This window comes from Streptococcus sanguinis (assembly GCF_001078705.1).
In the GTDB taxonomy this organism is placed as follows: domain Bacteria; phylum Bacillota; class Bacilli; order Lactobacillales; family Streptococcaceae; genus Streptococcus; species Streptococcus sanguinis_D.
The window spans coordinates 1,591,034-1,607,883 of sequence record NZ_CDMW01000001.1 but is presented as its reverse complement, the minus strand read 5'-3'; the positions used below and the strand labels follow the sequence as shown (position 1 = coordinate 1,607,883).

The window sequence follows — 16,850 nt, the reverse complement described above, 5'->3', positions numbered from 1 at the left end:
TACAAAACAACAATAAAAAGGCGATATGCTCGCCTTTTTTCTTATAAATACTTTTCAGCAAGAGCGTAGTCTCCTGGATAGGCTACTTTTTCTCCTTCTACGATTTGATAAGCATCTGCTCCTTTACCAGCCAGAATGACGGCATCTCCCTCTCGGTCTGTCAGACTCAGAGCTTTTTTGATGGCTTCTTCACGGTCGGCTATTTTGTCCACTGGATAGGAGATGTAGGATGCGATTTCCTTCGCAATGGCTAGAGGATCTTCATAGTTGGGGTCGTCCGCAGTTAAGATAACGGTCAGCTCAGGATGCTGATTGAGTAGGAGACCGAAGTCTTTGCGGCGACTTTCACCCTTGTTTCCGGTAGCACCCAAGAGGAGGATAATCTTGCCCTTTTGGTGTTCCTGTACCACAGACAGTAGGTTGCTTAGGCTTACGCCATTGTGAGCATAGTCAACGAAAATCTTGGCGCCATTTTTCTGAGTCAGAACTTCCATGCGACCCGGTACTCGGGTTGCAGCAATTCCTTTTTTGATGTCTTCGAGTCTAGCACCCAGTCGCAGACAGGCAAGACCAGCCGCTACTGCATTTTCCTGATTGAAGCGGCCGATGAGCTGGATATCGTAGTGGCCAGCTAACTTACCAACAGCTTCAAAGCTGAAAGCCTGAGAGTCCGTGATGGTATTGCTAGAGTCTGCTCCATAGAAATCGTGTTCCATAGAAGCGACTTGCTCTTTCACGATTTGGAAATGGTCCATGCCGCTATTCACGATAACTGCTCGGCTATTGTTCATCAAGAGCCGCTTATTGTAGAAGTAATCTTCAAAGGTTGGATGTTCGATAGGGCCGATATGGTCGGGGCTGATATTAAGAAAGACACCGACATCAAAGGTCAGGCCGTAGACCCTTTTCTTGAGATAAGCCTGACTGGAGACTTCCATGGTGAGATGAGTCCGATTATTAGCAAGGGCTTGGGCCATCATTTTAATAAGATCCAGACTCTCTGGTGTGGTCAGAGTTGACTTGAAGAAAGTCTCGCCATCCAAAGTAGTGTTCATAGTCGAGAGCAGGGCAGGCCGATGACTTTGGGAAAGGATCTGATAGGCAAAATAAGCTGTAGTTGTCTTGCCCTTGGTGCCAGTAAAGGCCAGCAATTTGAGCTTTTTCTCAGGATGGCCGTAAAATTCCATGGCTAAGAGACTCATGGCCTGCTTGACATCGTTGACCAAGAGAACCGGAATACCCACTTGAAAGTCTGTCTCGCTGATATAGAAGCGCAGACCAGCTGTGACGGCTTTTTCTAGAAATTCTTTCTTAAAAGCCTCACCCTTGACAAAAAAGAGGGTAGAGGCATCCGCTTCCCTGCTGTCATAGCTGATACTATCGAAAGTTAAGTCGCTGTATGAGAAGAAGTATTCTCCATCTTTGACAATATCACGAAAATTATGGTCTTCTTTTAAAATATCTAATACGGTTTCAATTTTAATCATAAATCTATTGTAACCCTTATGGCTAGGTTTTACAAGAGGCAAGGAAAAGTTTATAATAAAAGAAGAATAAATAGAAGAGGTTTTCTATGAGCCAAGAAACAACAAGCCAGCAGCAGCAGATGCTGCGGGGAACTGCCTGGTTAACTGCCAGCAATTTTATCAGTCGTCTTCTGGGGGCCATCTATATCATTCCTTGGTATATTTGGATGGGCAAGCACGGCGCCGAGGCCAACGGCCTTTTTACTATGGGCTACAATATCTATGCCTGGTTTTTACTGATTTCTACAGCTGGCGTACCAGTAGCTGTGGCCAAGCAGGTGGCTAAGTACAATACCATTGACAAGGAAGAGCATAGCTTCACTCTGATTCGAGAGTTTCTCAAGTTTATGTTGCTTTTGGGAGCTGTCTTTGGGGTGATTATGTACCTGCTCTCACCAGTTTTCGCTTCTATGTCAGGGGGCGGAGCGGACTTGATTCCAGTCATGCAGAGTCTGTCCTGGGCTGTTTTGATTTTCCCATCGATGAGTGTTATCCGAGGCTTTTTCCAAGGATTTAACAATCTCAAGCCTTATGCCATCAGTCAGATTGCGGAGCAGGTTATTCGGGTTATCTGGATGCTGCTGACAGCCTTTTTCATCATGAAAACTGGTTCTGGCAACTATGTAGAAGCGGTTACCCAGTCTACCTTTGCCGCCTTTATCGGTATGCTTGCTAGCATGGCTGTCTTAGCCTTCTATCTCTGGAAAACAGGGATGCTGACTTCCATCCTTCATAAGCCATCGAATGCTACTGAGATTAATGGCCGTGCCCTCCTTTGGGATACCATTCGAGAAGCCATTCCTTTCATTATTACAGGATCTGCCATTCAGCTTTTTCAGATTATTGACCAAGCTACCTTTATCCATGTCATGGGTTGGATTAGCAAGTACAGCAAGTCCGAGCTCTTGGTTCAGTTTGCCTACTTCTCAGCCAATCCTAATAAAATTACCATGATTTTAATTGCAGTGGCTACCTCTATCGGCGGTGTCGGGATTCCTCTTTTGACCGAGAACTATGTCAAAGGTGATTTCCGATCGGCTGCCCGCTTGGTGCAGGATAATCTTAGTATGCTGATTTTCTTTATCTTGCCAGCAACAATTGGTGCTGTTTTGGTGGCAGAGCCTCTGTATACTGTTTTCTATGGCAAGCCAGACGGCTTAGCGCTGGGACTTTTCATCTTTGCTATGCTGCAGACCATTATCCTTAGTCTATATACGGTGTTGGCTCCGATGATTCAGGCCCTCTTCCAAAATCGAAAAGCTATTATTTACTTCCTTTATGGAGTAGGAGTCAAGCTGGTGCTGCAAGTACCCTTGATTTATATTTTCAAAGCTTATGGACCTCTTCTTGCGACGACAGTCGGCTTGATTATCCCAATCCTGCTCATGTACCAGGAAATTCGCAAGGTAACAGGTCTGAATCCTAAGAATCTCTTTAAGCGGAGCCTCCTGTCAGTGATTCTGACGGTTCTAATGACCATCTTTGTCTTGGTGGCAGAACTTCTCATTGGACTCTTCTTCCATCCTAGCGGACGGATTTCCAGCTTTGTCTATATAGCTCTGATTGGCGGCATTGGCCTCGCTGTCTATGGCGGACTGGCGCTCAAAGTTCGCCTTATGGATCGCTTTATCGGTTCAAAAGCGGCTAGTCTTCGACGACGCTTTCATATCTATTAAAAAGCCACTAGGCTTTTTAATTTTTAGCTTTGCTTTTCTAAAACATCAACATTATAGTTTCAAACTATAGCTAGCTCTTGGAAAGAAAAAAGATAAATATTTTCAAAAGATGTTACAATAGAGGATGAAGTATTATCAAAGGACTGGAAGGTTAATATGAGTAAGGACGTAAAATTAAATACACTACTGGCTCAGGCTGGGGTTAAAACAGATGAAACAACTGGTGCTTTAACAACACCCCTTCATTTTTCAACCACCTACCAGCACCCTGAGTTTGGCCAGTCAACAGGCTATGACTATACTCGAACCAAGAATCCAACGCGGGTTAGCTTGGAAGAGACTCTGGCTGCTATCGAAAGCGCAGAGTATGCCCTAGCGACTAGCTCTGGTATGTCGGCTATTGTGCTGGCATTTAGTGTCTTTCCAGTCGGCAGTAAGGTTTTGGCTGTTCGGGATCTCTATGGCGGCTCTTTCCGCTGGTTTGCCCAGGCTGAAGCAGAAGGGCGCTTTGCCTTTACCTATGCCAATACAGAAGAAGAACTTCTGAATAGTCTAACAGAGGATATAGATATTGTCTATATCGAGACACCGACCAATCCTCTTATGGTAGAGTTTGACATTGCCCGCATTTCCCAAGTGGCTCATGAGCGAGGAGCATCTGTCATTGTGGACAATACCTTCTACAGTCCTATTTACCAAAGACCGTTGGAGGATGGAGCTGATATAGTTCTGCACTCTGCGACCAAGTATCTGGGCGGGCACAATGATGTCTTGGCTGGAGCCATCATGACCAATGATGTTGCTATCTATGACAAGCTTTTCTACAACCTCAATACAACCGGTTCGGTCCTGTCTCCTTTTGACAGCTATCTGCTTCTGCGCGGTCTCAAGACACTGGCTCTCCGCATGGAGCGCTCTACTCAGAATGCACAAGAAGTAGTCGCTTTTCTGAAGAAATCTCCTGCGGTAAAAGAGGTTCTCTATCCAGGCAAGGGTGGTATGATTTCCTTTAAAGTTGTGGACGAAGGCAAGATTCCTCATCTCTTAAATAGCCTGAAAGTCTTTACCTTTGCGGAAAGTTTGGGCGGAGTAGAGAGTCTGATTACCTATCCGACGACCCAGACTCATGCAGACATTCCGGTTGAGGTGCGTCATTCTTATGGCTTGACTGATGATTTGCTGCGCCTGTCGATTGGAATTGAGGACAGTCGAGATTTGGTCGACGATTTACGCGCGGCCTTGGAGAGTGAATAATATGGGAAGATATAATTTTGAAAAAGCCCCCTGTCGTGTAGGGCATCATACTTATAAATGGAAAGAAGTGGAGAAGGACAAAGAAGTCCTGCCAGCCTGGATTGCAGATATGGATTTTGAAGTCCTGCCTGAAATCCAGCAAGCCGTTCATGATTACGCTAATCAGTTAGTCTATGGCTATACCTATGCCAGTGAAGAGCTAATCAATGCTGTTCTAGATTGGGAGCGGGATGAGCACGACTATACTTTTGATAGGGAAGCCTTGGTATTTATAGAAGGAGTTGTTCCTGCTATTTCGACAGCTATCCAAGCCTTTACCAAGGAAGGTGATGCTGTTCTAATCAACACTCCTGTTTACCCACCTTTTGCCCGCAGTGTCAAGCTCAATAATCGTCGGCTTATTACCAGTTCTCTGATAGAGCAAGACGGACTTTTTCAGATTGATTTTGAGCAGCTAGAGCGGGACATCGTAGACAATGAGGTCAAGATTTATGTTCTTTGCAATCCGCACAATCCCGGAGGCCGAGTTTGGGAACGGGAAGTATTAGAGAAAATTGGCCGCCTCTGCCAAAAGTACGGCGTTCTCTTGGTCTCAGACGAAATCCATCAAGACTTGACGCTGTTTGGCCATGAACATCAGTCCTTCAATACTGTCTCGCCTGACTTTAAGGACTTTAGTCTGATTTTAGCAAGTGCGACTAAGACATTTAATATTGCTGGGACTAAAAATTCCTATGCTGTGATTGAGAATCCTAGCTTGAGACATCAGTTTAAAAAACGCCAGCTGGCTAATAACCAGCATGAAATTCCTGGTCTTGGTTTTTTAACGACAGAAGCAGCTTATCGTTACGGTTGGTCTTGGTTGATGGAGCTCAAGGAAGTTCTGGAGAAGAATGTAAATTTTGTGGTTGATTATTTTGCCAAGGAAGCGCCTCGCCTGCGGGTCATGAAGCCTCAAGGGACTTATCTGATTTGGCTGGACTTTTCAGATTATGGCCTGACAGATGACCAGCTCTTCCAGCTGCTGCGAGAAGAGGCAAAGGTCGTCCTGAATCGAGGAAGTGATTTTGGTCAAGAAGGAAAAGGTCATGCACGTCTGAATGTTGCTACTCCTGAGACGATGGTTGAAGAAATCTGCTTCCGTATTGCAGAGGTATTGCCAAAATAAATCAAAAATTTTTTTGATTTATTTCTCAAATACCTTTATATCATGTGTTATAGTCTATGGAACTAAGGTAAAGAAAATCCTTGAAAAGGCTTGCTTATGGCAAGCCTTTTCACTTTTTTTTTGATATAATAAGAAGAATAAATTGAAAGAAGGAAATCCAATCATGGGAAAACTTGAAGTTATCGCTCATCCACTTATTCAGCATAAATTGTCAATCTTACGTCGTACAGATACCTCTACCAAGGCTTTTCGTGAATTAGTTGATGAAATCGCAATGCTCATGGGATATGAGGTCTTGCGCGATTTACCACTTGAAGATGTAGAAATTGAAACACCGATTACGAAAACCATTCAAAAGCAGATTGCAGGTAAAAAATTGGCTATTGTTCCAATCTTGCGCGCAGGTATTGGCATGGTGGATGGACTTCTGAGCTTGGTTCCAGCAGCTAAAGTTGGGCATATCGGAATGTACCGTGATGAAGAAACCCTGAAGCCGGTTGAATATTTGGTAAAGCTGCCAGAAGATATTGACCAACGTCAAATTTTCGTTGTAGATCCAATGCTAGCTACGGGTGGTTCTGCTATCTTGGCTGTGGATTCTCTCAAGAAACGTGGTGCTAGCCATATTACATTTGTCTGCTTGGTTTCAGCGCCAGAAGGAGTAAAAGCCTTGCAGGAAGCTCATCCAGATGTTGATATTTTCACAGCTGCCCTGGATGATCACCTCAATGACCATGGTTATATCGTACCAGGACTGGGAGATGCAGGAGATCGTCTTTTCGGAACCAAGTAAAAGTTTCTATTTGACCTTTTTTGACCAAAAGGATATAATAGTTCCGTAATTTGAAATTCTATTTCTTAGTTTGATAGAAAATTTTAAAAAGAGAAAGAGAGAAAACTATGATTCCTGTAGTTATTGAACAAACCAGCCGAGGGGAGCGCTCCTATGATATTTACTCTCGGCTATTAAAAGACCGCATTATCATGCTGACCGGTCCAGTAGAGGACAATATGGCTAATTCAGTCATTGCCCAGCTCCTTTTCTTGGATGCTCAGGACAATACTAAAGATATTTACCTCTATGTAAATACGCCGGGTGGATCTGTTTCAGCAGGTCTGGCTATTGTGGATACTATGAACTTCATCAAGTCTGATGTTCAGACCATTGTTATGGGTGTAGCTGCCAGCATGGGAACGATCATTGCTTCCAGTGGTGCCAAGGGCAAACGCTTCATGCTGCCAAATGCAGAATATCTGATTCACCAACCAATGGGAGGAGCTGGAAGCGGTACCCAGCAGACTGATATGGCTATTGTAGCGGAGCACCTGCTTAGAACTCGGAACACCTTGGAAAAAATCTTGGCAGAAAACTCTGGTAAGTCTGTTGAGCAAATCCACAAGGATGCAGAGCGTGATTACTGGATGAGCGCTCAAGAAACCTTGGAATACGGCTTTATTGACGAAATCATGGAAAATAGCAATTTAAGCTAACATAGGAGGAGCCAAAAGCGGCTCCTTTTTTGCTGTTTTGAATCTGCTGAGCTACCAAGCTATGGCGTTTTAAGCTGATTATAAAGCTTTTGAGGGCTAGTTTTTTTGCCCTATCTTTGCTATAATCATCTAAGAACTACATGGACCGGAAAGGAGTTTTATGATAGAGAGAGAAGAAAGGGTAGGCTTGATTGTCTATCTTTACTATAATCGAGATGCCAAAAAGCTAGCTAACTTTGGGGATATTATTTATCATTCTAAGAAGCATCGTTATCTGCATCTCTATGTCAAGCAAGAGGAAGCCCAGAACTTACAGGAGAATCTGCCCAAGGAGCGCTATGTTAAGCAAGTTCGGATTTCTCACATAAAAGAACTGGATCAAAACTTTGTTGGAAGCCTGTATAGAGAGCAAGAAAACGTTATCATTTGATAAAATTTTTATAAAGGGTTGACAATTGTCAGATAATTCGATATATTCTTACTATATCATCAAATAAATACTTAAGGAGATTTCCTAATGAAGAAAAAATTTGCACTATCCTTAGTAGCTTTTGCTAGTGCGGCCCTTCTCGCAGCTTGTGGAGAAGTATCTAACAACAACTCAACAGCAACTGGTACAGAAATTGGCGATACGATTAAATTTGGTTTTAACTTTGAAGAATCAGGTGAAGTAGCAGCCTACGGTACAGCTGAACAACATGGTGCTCAGTTGGCAGTTGATGAAATCAACGCTGCTGGCGGCGTAGATGGTAAGAAGATTGAAGTTACTGATAAGGATAACAAATCAGAAACTGCTGAAGCATCTACTATCACTACTAGCTTGGTTACCCAAAGCAAGGTAAATGCAATCATTGGCCCTGCGACTTCTGGAGCTACAGCTTCAGCTACTGCAAATGCTGCTAAAGCAGGTGTACCAATCATTACACCAAGTGCGACACAGGATGACCTGACCAACAAGCAAGATTATCTTTTCCGTGCTACCTTTATTGATAGCTACCAAGGTAAAATCATTTCTAAGTATGTTACTGACAACTTGAAAGCTAAGAAAGTCGTTCTTTACTACGACCAATCTAGTGACTACGCTAAAGGAATGGCGGATGCCTTCAAGAAGGAATTCAAGGGTGAGATTGTAGCAACAGAAACCTTCCAATCTAAGGATACAGACTTCCAAGCTGCTTTGACAAAGATTAAGGGTAAAGAATTTGACGCTCTGGTTGTTCCAGGTTACTATACTGAAGCTGGTAAAATTGTCAATCAAGCGCGTGGTTTGGGTATTGACCAAACAATCGTTGGTCCTGATGGCTTTGGTGATGCTAAGTTCGTTGAGCAAGCAACTCCTGCTGCAGCTACAAATGTTTACTATGTATCTGGCTTTACAACTTCTGGTGAAATGTCAGAAAAAGCTAAGAAGTTTATTGAAGCATACAAAGCTAAGTACAAAGAAGAGCCATCTATGTTTGCAGCTCTGGCATATGACTCTGTTTATATGGCAGCAGAAGCAGCCAAAGGTGCTAAAACTTCTGTAGATATCAAAGACAACTTGGCTAAGCTTAAAGATTTCGATGGAGTGACTGGTTCAATCACTATTGATAAAGATCACAATCCAGTGAAAACAGCTTTGATGATTGGCTTGAAAGACGGTCAGGTAGATACTGTAGAAACAGTTAAAGCGGAATAAGAGTTATGAGGCTGGGGCTATCCCAGTCTTTGACTTGTTTTCGATTTTTAGTTGTTTGAACGAAATTAGTAGATGATTTCTTGCTTTATGAATCTATGGATTGAAAGAGTATTGTTTTATAATCTATTTTTCTTCGTTTCTCAATTAACTATTATTCGTATTTTGGGAGTGGGATGATAAAATCACGACCTAGTCTGCTGATTTTTCTCCCATTCCTTATTTTATTATAGAAAGAGTGGTGTCTAATGCTCCAACAATTAGTCAACGGTCTAATCCTGGGTAGTGTTTATGCGCTTCTGGCTTTGGGTTATACCATGGTTTATGGGATTATTAAGCTGATTAACTTTGCCCACGGCGATATCTATATGATTGGTGCCTTTATGGGCTATTACTTGATTAATATCCTGAAGTTTAATTTCTTCCTTTCTCTTATTTTAGCGATGTTTGGGACAGCGATTCTTGGTGTGATTATTGAGTTTTTAGCCTATCGTCCTCTGCGAAATTCGACTCGGATTGCGGCTTTGATTACAGCCATTGGAGTTTCCTTTCTCCTCGAGTATGGCATGATTTTCTTTGTCGGTGCCAATACCCGTTCCTTCCCGCAGGTTATTAAAACAGTACGCTTTAACTTAGGACCTATTTCTATCTCAAATATTCAGTTGCTGATTTTGGGAATTTCCATTTTCCTTATGGTGGCTCTGCAATTTATTGTGCAGAAGACAAAGATGGGTAAGGCTATGCGCGCTGTATCTGTGGACAGTGATGCTGCTCAGCTGATGGGAATCAATGTCAATCGGACAATCAGCTTTACCTTTGCTTTGGGGTCAGCTCTTGCAGGAGCTGCTGGCGTTCTAATTGCCCTTTATTATAATTCATTGGAGCCTTTAATGGGGATGACTCCAGGTATTAAGTCCTTTGTAGCGGCCGTTCTCGGTGGTATTGGAATCATTCCTGGTGCAGCACTTGGTGGCTTTGTTATCGGTCTTTTGGAAACTTTTGCGACAGCGCTTGGACTATCTGATTTCCGCGATGCCATTGTCTATGCGATTTTGATTGTCATTCTTCTGATCCGTCCAGCTGGTATCCTCGGCAAAAATGTGAAAGAGAAGGTGTAAGGTATGAAAAAGAATTTAAAGGTAAATATTTTCTGGCTTGGCCTTGTCTTAATCGGCTACCTGCTGATGACAGTATTGGTTAGTGCTGGTGTTCTCAATGCTTTTTACATTCAAATCTTAGAGCAGATTGGAATTAATATTATTTTGGCTGTGGGGCTCAATCTCATCGTCGGATTCTCGGGTCAATTCTCTCTTGGGCATGCTGGCTTTATGGCTATTGGTGCCTACGCTGTAGCAATTATTGGCTCTAAATCACCAACTTATGGAGCTTTCTTTATTGCTATGCTGGCGGGAGCTGTCATTGCTGGTATTGTGGCTTTGGCAGTTGGTTTGCCAACACTACGTCTTAAAGGGGACTATCTCGCGATTGCGACTCTTGGTGTCTCAGAGATTATCCGGATTCTGATTATTAATGGCGGTACTTTGACTAATGGTGCAGCTGGTATCCTATCCATTCCGCCGTTTACGTCTTGGCAGATGGTCTATGTCTTTGTTGTTATCACAACGATTTTGACCTTGAATTTCCTGCGCAGTCCTATTGGCCGCAGTACTCTGTCTGTCCGTGAGGATGAGATTGCTGCCGAGTCTGTTGGGGTTAATACTACTAGAATCAAAGTGACAGCCTTTGTCTTGGGAGCTATCACGGCTTCTATTGCTGGCTCACTTCAAGCTGGCTTCGTTGGTTCAGTTGTTCCTAAGGACTATTCCTTTACCAACACTATCAATATCTTGATTATTGTCGTTTTTGGTGGCCTAGGCTCTATGACTGGAACCATTGTAGCTGCAGTAGTATTGGGAGTTCTCAATATGTTGCTGCAGGATGTATCCAGCATTCGGATGATTGTCTATTCTTTGGCTCTAATCTTGGTCATGATTTTCCGTCCAGGCGGACTTTTAGGAACTTGGGAGCTCAGTCTGTCTAAGCTCTTCAAAAAGAATAAGGAGGTCAAAGAATAATGGCACTTCTTGATGTGAAAAATCTAACTAAAAACTTTGGCGGTCTGACTGCTGTCAGCGATGTGACCTTGGAACTCAACGAGGGCGAGCTGGTTGGTCTGATTGGCCCTAATGGTGCGGGAAAAACGACTCTTTTCAATCTCTTAACGGGCGTTTATGAGCCGAGTGAAGGGACAGTGACACTAGATGGCCACTTGCTCAATGGTAAGGTTCCTTACAAGATTGCTGCTTTAGGGCTCGGGCGGACCTTCCAAAACATCCGGCTCTTTAAGGACCTTAGTGTTTTGGATAATGTTCTGATTGCCTTTGGTAATCATCATAAGGCTCATGTGTTAGCTTCCTTCTTCCGCCTGCCAGCCTACTACAAAAACGAAGAAGAACTCAAAGCCAAAGCTTTGGAGTTACTGAAAATTTTTGACCTGGACAAGGAAGCAGAAACCTTGGCTAAGAACCTAGCTTATGGTCAGCAGCGTCGCTTGGAGATTGTTCGGGCCTTGGCAACGGAGCCTAAGATTCTTTTCTTGGATGAGCCGGCTGCAGGGATGAACCCTCAGGAGACAGCAGAGCTGACTGCATTGATTCGACGGATTAAAAACGAATTTAACATTACCATCATGCTGATTGAACATGACATGAGTCTGGTAATGGAAGTCACTGAGCGCATCTATGTGCTGGAGTACGGCCGCTTGATTGCGCACGGAACACCTGATGAAATCAAGAATGACAAACGCGTTATTGAAGCTTATCTAGGAGGTGAAGCCTAATGTCCATGCTTAAAGTTGAGAATCTCTCTGTCCATTATGGCATGATTCAGGCTGTCCGTGATGTCAGCTTTGAAGTAAACGAAGGAGAAGTCGTTTCCCTGATTGGTGCCAATGGCGCTGGGAAAACGACCATTCTCCGGACTATTTCAGGCTTGGTTCGTCCAAGTGCTGGTAAAATTGAATTTGTAGGCAATGAAATTCAAAAAGTTCCTGCTCAAAAAATCGTAGCAGCCGGACTTTCGCAAGTACCAGAAGGTCGACATGTCTTTCCAGGTTTGACCGTTTTGGAGAATTTGGAAATGGGCGCCTTTCTCAAAACAAACCGCGAAGAAAATCAAGCCAATCTCAAAAAGGTCTTCTCTCGTTTCCCACGCTTGGAAGAGCGTAAAAATCAAGATGCTGCAACCCTTTCAGGTGGTGAGCAGCAGATGCTGGCTATGGGACGGGCGCTGATGTCTACTCCTAAACTTTTGCTTTTGGATGAACCTTCTATGGGCTTGGCGCCGATCTTTATCCAGGAAATCTTCGATATTATCCAAGATATTCAGCGACAAGGAACAACTGTGCTTTTGATTGAGCAGAATGCCAACAAGGCTCTCTCTATCGCCGACCGCGGCTATGTTCTTGAAACAGGCAAAATCGTTCTGTCCGGAACCGGCCAAGAGCTCCTCGCTTCTGACGAAGTCCGCAAAGCATATCTAGGTGGCTGAAACAATCTGGGGGATTGTTTCAGATTGCAGATAGGAACTCGCGGCAGCGAGTTTTCTTTAAAATGTCTGGAAGACATTTTTAGGTTGTTGATAGAAAGTTACGATAGTAACTTAACATTTTGAAAAGATCCATTGGATCTTTTTCTTTATTTGTAGGATGAGGATTTTTTTAAGTCTCATTTTGCGGTGATGAAGTATACAATCATTGAAAAATAAAAAGCAGCGTATCATACACTGCCTATCAATCGAAACATATTTGAATATCAGATTTTAAAACATGAAGTTCTATACTTTAAAAATTATTTGCTAGGTGCAAATAGATTAAATCCAACATGGTACATAATTGCGAACATGACTGCAAAGATAATCACTGCTAGGACTAGCTGAACGCCTTTGGGTAGATTGTTTAATTTGTCCATCAGATTTTTCATGGGAACTCTCCAATTCTACTGATATTTTAATAGTATTGTATCATTAATATATGACCAAGTCAATACATGTTCTGATATAATTGAAGACCTGAAGCTGATGCTTATTAACTCGTTACCGACTAGCTAAAACTTGAACTTTAAAAATGGTTTCTGAAGTGAGATAGTATAGTCGACCATTTCCTATCTTCAATTTTTCCAATCGCGGGATTTTTCTAAATTTTGAAAACTTAGGCAAAGCACTTGGAAGCGTTTGAAATCAGCTGCAAAATAAAGTATAATAAGTACAAGAAATACGGATAGGAAGAAGAGGGGACTCTTATGGCAGTTAAAGATTTTATGACGCGTAAGGTGGTTTATATCAGCCCAGATACAACAATTGCTCATGCGGCAGATATGATGCGTGAGCAGAAGCTCCACCGTCTGCCGGTGATTGAGAATGACCAATTAGTGGGACTGGTGACAGAAGGAACGATTGCGGAAGCTAGTCCGTCTAAGGCAACGAGCCTGTCCATTTATGAGATGAACTATCTTCTCAACAAAACTAAGGTTGGTGATGTTATGATCCGTGATGTGGTCACGATTTCTCAGTTTGCCAGTCTGGAAGATGCGACCTATCTGATGCTGAAAAATAAGATTGGCATCCTACCTGTTGTGGACAATGAGCAGCTTTATGGGGTTATCACTGACCGCGATATTTTCAAGGCCTTCTTAGAAGTATCTGGCTATGGTGAAGAGGGAGTCCGTCTGCGTTTTGTCACTGAGGATAAGGTAGGGGTTCTTGAGCAGATTATCCGCCTTCTGGTGGAAGAAAACCTCAACATCTCCAATACAGTCAATATCCCACGCAAAGATGGCAAAGTAATTATTGAGGTGCAGTTGGCTGGCGATATAGACATGGAGATTCTCAAGAAAAAATTTGAAGAGCATAGCATTGAGCTGGCTGAGATTACACATACTGCTGCAAAAGCTTTATAAATAACATAAAAAAGCCTCATCGTTAGATGAGGTTTTTAACGTACAATAGGTTGTTTGTTGGCATCTAAAGTGAAGCCTTCGCCCAAAATCTCATGAGCTTCGGTAATAGTAGTAAATGCAAATGGGTCGACTTGATTGATGAGTTTCTTCATTTGCTGCATTTCATTACGGGAAACAACACAGTAGACAATTTGCAGATCCTGCTTGCTATAGAAGCCTTGCCCCTTGAGGTAGGTCACGCCACGATCTAGCTTGTCATTGATAGCTTCAGCCAGCTCAGTTGGCTTACTGGTAACGATAAGGAATCCCTTACCAGCAAAACCTCCTTCTGCAATCAGGTCAATGACGCGGGAGGTGATAAAGACAAACATGAGGGTATAAGACACCATACGCAGGTCTTTGAAGACCAGAAGAACCAAGGTAATGACCACAAAGTCAACAGTCAGCATGAGTCTACCCATGGAAATGCTGGTGTATTTATTGAAGATGCGGGCTACAATGTCGGTACCGCCAGTTGTTCCGCCAGCATTAAAGATGGTTCCTAGTCCAATTCCCATGACAATCCCTGTTCCTAGGCAGGCAAGTAAGACGTCGCCATCCAGAGCCGAAAAGAAGTACTCTTGCAGGTGCTTAGAAGCTGGCAGCATTTCAAAAATCTTGAGCCAGGCAGACACAGAGAAAGTCCCTAGAATGCTGAGATAGAGTGTGCGAGACCCCAGTAACTTCCAAGCAATAATAAAGAGCGGGATGTTAATCACTAGGTTGGTCGTTGAGACAGGGATTTTAAATAGATAGTAGGTAATCAAGGTCAGACCCGTTGCTCCACCCTCATACAAATGAAAGGGAATGACCAAATAATGAATCGCAAAAGAAAAAATTCCAGCCCCAAAAATGATGGCCAGTACGTTTTTTAATTTAAACATAAGATCCTCCTAAATCTCTTTCCAGAAATTTCTTCTGAATATATTTTACCAAAAATTTAGCCTTTGTAAAACACTTTGAAAAAATATTTAAAGTTTTTTCTTATGATGGGCTTTTAGCTTTTTTTTTGGTAAAATAAACAATAGATAAAAAAGAGTGGGATGAAAATAATGAGTTGACGGAGTCGGCTCTTATCAGGCTGCTCAGCAATGTGGACGAACTCTGAAAAGTAGCTTATATCAAGCTTTAGAGCAATTCGCATCTGCATTTTCTTATAAAGATTAAGCAATTAGAAGTTAGAGATTAAAGGTAAAGATGAAAAATGGTATTTTGATTTCACTGGAAGGTCCGGAAGGGGCTGGAAAGTCGAGTGTGTTGGAAGCCTTGCTTCCTTTTTTGCAAAATTATGGTACTGGCCTGATTACGACGCGGGAGCCGGGCGGCGTCCAGATTGCGGAGGCCATTCGCGAAGTGATTTTGGAGCCTAGTCATACGGCTATGGATGCAAAGACGGAGCTCTTACTGTACATTGCCAGCCGCCGCCAGCACTTGGCTGAGCGGGTTTTACCAGCTTTAGCACAAGGGAAAATCGTCTTGATGGACCGTTTTATCGATAGTTCGGTGGCCTATCAAGGATATGGCCGCGGATTGGATGTAGCAGACATTGAATGGCTCAATCAATTTGCGACAGATGGACTCAAGCCTGATTTGACCCTCTATTTTGATATTGATGTGGAAGAAGGGCTGGCGCGGATTGCTAGAAACGAGAGCCGAGAGGTGAATCGGCTTGATCTGGAAGGTTTAGACCTGCACCAGCGGGTTCGGCAGGGTTATTTGGCGATTCTTGAAAAGGAGCCCGAGCGCTTTGTCAAGGTGGATGCTAGCAAACCTTTGGATAAGGTGGTGGCTGATAGTTTGGCCATCATTCAGGAACGATTTGGGAATCCGTCATGAAGATAAAAGATATACAGCAAAGCCAGCCCAGCTTGTTTGAGCAGTTTCAGCATATTCTTGAACAGGGGCGGCTTAGTCACGCCTACTTGTTTACCGGAGCTTTTGGCAGTTTTGAAATGGCTCAAATCCTGTCTCAGAGTCTCTTTTGCGAGAATAAGCAAGGCGTCTGGCCTTGTCAGTCTTGTCGTTCTTGTCGTTTGATTGCAGAAGAAGATTTTTCTGATGTAACGGTGGTGCGACCGGTTAATAACATTATTAAAACAGACCGAGTTCGGGAGCTGGTCCGAAACTTCTCTCAGAGCAGCTTGGAAGGCAGTCGGCAGGTTTTCATTATCTGCGATGCGGATCGGATGCACGTCAATGCAGCCAATTCCTTGCTCAAAGTCATTGAGGAACCACAGAGCGAGATTTATATCTTTCTTCTGACTGCTGATGAACAGCTGATTCTGCCGACGATTCGAAGTCGGACTCAGGTTTATCATTTCTTGAAAAATACAGCTGCTTTGCAGCACAGCTTGGAACAGGATGGCTTGATTAAAAGTCGAGCGGAGCTGCTAGCTGCCTATAGTCAGACTCAGTCTGAAGCGGAAAGCTTGGCTCATAATAATGCCTTTTTTGAATTAGTCAGTGAATGTGAGCGCTTTGTCAAGGATTTTCAAAATCGCTCCAGTCAGGCATTTCTGCAGGTTTCGCGTCTAGCAAAGCTGGCTGATGATAAGGAGAAGCAGGAACAGGTCTTCAAGCTCTTGGAAGTGTTATTTTATAAGGAAATAGCATCAGAAAGCGGTCGACAGGCCTTGGAGCAGCTTTTGCTGGCTCGGAAGATGTGGCGGGCCCAAGTATCTTTTCAAAACGCTTTAGAATATATGAGTTTGAAGGGAAAGTAAAAAGAGGCAGCACAGGAGTATAAAATGGATAAAAAAGACTTATTTGACGCCTTGGATGATTTTTCACAGACGCTTTTAGTGACCCTTGCTGAGGTGGAAGCTGTCAAGAAAAATCTCAAGAGTGTGGTAGAGGAAAATATTGCTCTGCATCTGGAAAATGACAAGCTGAGGGAGCGCTTGGGAGAGGTGGAGAAGGAAGCTCCGACCAAGACCAAGAAAAACCGGGATAATCTGCGTAAGCTTTACTATGACGGCTTTCATGTCTGTACGGATTTCTATGGCCAGCGCCGGGAGAATGACGCAGAGTGCATGTTCTGCGATGAATTGTTATTTAGGGAGTAGT

At 43.2% G+C, this 16,850-nt stretch carries 18 protein-coding genes; 15 read left to right on the top strand and 3 right to left on the bottom strand.

All coding sequences use genetic code 11. The features are described 5' to 3' along the window. Positions 1-41: 41 nt before the first annotated feature. Positions 42-1,487: a UDP-N-acetylmuramoyl-L-alanyl-D-glutamate--L-lysine ligase gene (locus tag SSV_RS08110; protein WP_072074403.1), complete on the bottom strand. Its 1,446-nt coding sequence runs from the start codon at positions 1,485-1,487 to the stop codon at positions 42-44. 86 nt (positions 1,488-1,573) lie between these two features. Here SSV_RS08110 and SSV_RS08105 point away from each other — a divergent pair, with 86 nt between their 5' ends. The 11 genes from SSV_RS08105 to SSV_RS08055 all read left to right on the top strand — a co-directional run bounded on the left by SSV_RS08105 (position 1,574) and on the right by SSV_RS08055 (position 12,339). Continuing rightward, positions 1,574-3,202: a putative polysaccharide biosynthesis protein gene (locus SSV_RS08105; protein ID WP_072074402.1), complete on the top strand. Its 1,629-nt coding sequence runs from the start codon at positions 1,574-1,576 to the stop codon at positions 3,200-3,202. A gap of 96 nt (positions 3,203-3,298) precedes the next feature. After that, complete coding sequence (locus SSV_RS08100) at positions 3,299-4,456, top strand: cystathionine gamma-synthase (RefSeq protein WP_072074401.1); 1,158 nt, start codon at positions 3,299-3,301, stop codon at positions 4,454-4,456. A gap of 1 nt (position 4,457) precedes the next feature. Continuing rightward, complete coding sequence (locus SSV_RS08095; RefSeq protein WP_072074400.1) at positions 4,458-5,624, top strand: MalY/PatB family protein; 1,167 nt, start codon at positions 4,458-4,460, stop codon at positions 5,622-5,624. Positions 5,625-5,787: 163 nt separating this feature from the next. Then, entirely contained in the window at positions 5,788-6,417 is a 630-nt protein-coding gene (gene upp, locus SSV_RS08090; RefSeq protein ID WP_002903228.1) for a uracil phosphoribosyltransferase, read from the top strand. Between the two features lie 80 nt (positions 6,418-6,497). Then, on the top strand, positions 6,498-7,115 hold the full coding sequence (locus SSV_RS08085; RefSeq protein ID WP_223310285.1) for an ATP-dependent Clp protease proteolytic subunit: 618 nt from the start codon (positions 6,498-6,500) through the stop codon (positions 7,113-7,115). A 160-nt stretch (positions 7,116-7,275) separates the two neighbouring features. Next, positions 7,276-7,545, top strand: coding sequence for a YlbG family protein (locus SSV_RS08080; protein ID WP_002920616.1), 270 nt, complete (start codon positions 7,276-7,278; stop codon positions 7,543-7,545). Between the two features lie 87 nt (positions 7,546-7,632). Next, positions 7,633-8,793 carry an ABC transporter substrate-binding protein gene (locus tag SSV_RS08075; RefSeq protein WP_072074399.1) on the top strand — a complete coding sequence of 387 codons (1,161 nt, stop codon included), beginning with the start codon at positions 7,633-7,635 and terminating at the stop codon, positions 8,791-8,793. A gap of 245 nt (positions 8,794-9,038) precedes the next feature. Further along, positions 9,039-9,908, top strand: coding sequence for a branched-chain amino acid ABC transporter permease (locus tag SSV_RS08070; protein ID WP_072074398.1), 870 nt, complete (start codon positions 9,039-9,041; stop codon positions 9,906-9,908). 3 nt (positions 9,909-9,911) lie between these two features. Next, positions 9,912-10,865, top strand: a complete 954-nt coding sequence (locus tag SSV_RS08065) for a branched-chain amino acid ABC transporter permease (RefSeq protein ID WP_060976680.1) — start codon at positions 9,912-9,914, stop codon at positions 10,863-10,865. Further along, positions 10,865-11,629 (top strand): ABC transporter ATP-binding protein, encoded by a 765-nt coding sequence (locus tag SSV_RS08060; protein WP_004185854.1) that lies wholly within the window; start codon positions 10,865-10,867, stop codon positions 11,627-11,629. The genes SSV_RS08065 and SSV_RS08060 overlap by 1 nt, the downstream gene beginning before the upstream one ends. Then, a complete protein-coding gene (locus tag SSV_RS08055) occupies positions 11,629-12,339 on the top strand; it encodes an ABC transporter ATP-binding protein (protein ID WP_002894681.1) in 711 nt (236 codons plus the stop codon). Before SSV_RS08060 ends, SSV_RS08055 begins: the two co-directional genes overlap by 1 nt. Before the next feature lie 299 nt (positions 12,340-12,638). Here the strand turns inward: SSV_RS08055 and SSV_RS12265 are convergent, their stop codons facing one another. Continuing rightward, positions 12,639-12,770, bottom strand: coding sequence for a hypothetical protein (locus SSV_RS12265; protein WP_002931319.1), 132 nt, complete (start codon positions 12,768-12,770; stop codon positions 12,639-12,641). A 318-nt stretch (positions 12,771-13,088) separates the two neighbouring features. Here SSV_RS12265 and SSV_RS08050 point away from each other — a divergent pair, with 318 nt between their 5' ends. After that, positions 13,089-13,745 (top strand): CBS domain-containing protein, encoded by a 657-nt coding sequence (locus SSV_RS08050; RefSeq protein WP_072074397.1) that lies wholly within the window; start codon positions 13,089-13,091, stop codon positions 13,743-13,745. A gap of 35 nt (positions 13,746-13,780) precedes the next feature. Here the strand turns inward: SSV_RS08050 and SSV_RS08045 are convergent, their stop codons facing one another. Then, positions 13,781-14,668: a YitT family protein gene (locus SSV_RS08045; protein WP_072074396.1), complete on the bottom strand. Its 888-nt coding sequence runs from the start codon at positions 14,666-14,668 to the stop codon at positions 13,781-13,783. A 313-nt stretch (positions 14,669-14,981) separates the two neighbouring features. On the opposite strand from SSV_RS08045, the gene tmk reads away from it, so the two are divergent. From tmk to yabA, 3 genes are read left to right on the top strand one after another with little or no spacing between them, the layout of a single operon-like run. Continuing rightward, positions 14,982-15,620: a dTMP kinase gene (gene tmk, locus SSV_RS08035; RefSeq protein ID WP_072074394.1), complete on the top strand. Its 639-nt coding sequence runs from the start codon at positions 14,982-14,984 to the stop codon at positions 15,618-15,620. Continuing rightward, entirely contained in the window at positions 15,617-16,507 is an 891-nt protein-coding gene (locus SSV_RS08030; RefSeq protein ID WP_072074393.1) for a DNA polymerase III subunit delta', read from the top strand. The genes tmk and SSV_RS08030 overlap by 4 nt, the downstream gene beginning before the upstream one ends. A gap of 24 nt (positions 16,508-16,531) precedes the next feature. Then, positions 16,532-16,849, top strand: coding sequence for a DNA replication initiation control protein YabA (gene yabA / locus SSV_RS08025; RefSeq protein ID WP_002894690.1), 318 nt, complete (start codon positions 16,532-16,534; stop codon positions 16,847-16,849). Position 16,850: the final 1 nt, after the last annotated feature.